Annotated in this window: 1 pseudogene; it reads left to right on the top strand. The window is 47.7% G+C overall.

Annotated features, from left to right (window positions below):
* A pseudogene (gene fucI, locus AC1DWN_RS34255) lies at positions 1–959 on the top strand (L-fucose isomerase); the annotation flags it as partial.
* Positions 960–1044 lie beyond the last annotated feature (85 nt).

The raw sequence follows: 1044 nt of genomic DNA, 5'->3' as shown, positions 1-1044 counted from the left end.
ATCTTATGGTTGGCAATCCGCGCCTTGCTGAGCTTGGCTTTGGCGAAGAAGCAGGCGGCCATAACGCGATTGTATCTGGATTTCAAGGCCAGCGTCAGTGGACAGACCATTTTCCAAACGGCGACTTTATGGAAGCCATTCTGAATTCTTCCTTTGACTGGAATGGAATTCGTGCTCCTTATATCGTAGCTACGGAAAATGATAGCTTGAACGGCGCAGTTATGTTGTTTGGCTACTTGCTTACTAATACAGCTCAAATATTCGCAGATGTGCGTACATATTGGAGCCCAGAATCAGTAGAACGTGTTACGGGACATAAGCTGACAGGCGCTGCAGAAAACGGCATACTTCATCTCATTAATTCCGGTCCAGCTACACTTGACGGTACTGGCGAGCAAACAAAAGACGGTCAACCAGCGATGAAGCCGTTCTGGGAAATTTCTGAAGCAGAAGCGCAGCAATGCTTGGATGCAACCTCGTGGAGACCGGCATCTGTAGAATATTTCCGCGGCGGCGGCTATTCCTCTGATTATTTGTCTCGTGGAGGCATGCCAATGACGATGTCTCGTATAAATCTTGTCAAAGGAATTGGGCCTGTTCTGCAAATCGCAGAAGGTTACTCTGTGGAATTGCCTTCTGATGTTCATGACACTCTCGACAAACGTACCGATTCAACTTGGCCAACTACTTGGTTTGCTCCGACAATTACAGGAGAGGGAGCTTTCCACTCTGTATATGAAGTAATGGACAATTGGGGTGCCAATCATGGATCGATCAGCTTCGGCCATATCGGCGGCGATCTCATTACACTTGCTTCGATGCTGCGTATTCCAGTTAGCATGCACAACGTACCAGAGGACCGTGTATTCCGTCCACGTGCTTGGGGACTTTTCGGTACTGCTAACCTTGAGAGTGCAGATTATCGCGCGTGCCAAAACTTTGGACCTATCTATAAATAATCAAGTGTATTCGGCTGACGCCGTGTCCTTTGGCGGTGTGAGCTCGTTTCGTTGTGAAATATAAGCTGAGAATAAGGGTGAACAT

It is taken from the genome of Paenibacillus sp. P4_A7 (assembly GCF_056402455.1).
The sequence above is the reverse complement of the archived record's forward strand: the minus strand, read 5'-3'. Positions and strand labels throughout refer to the sequence as shown.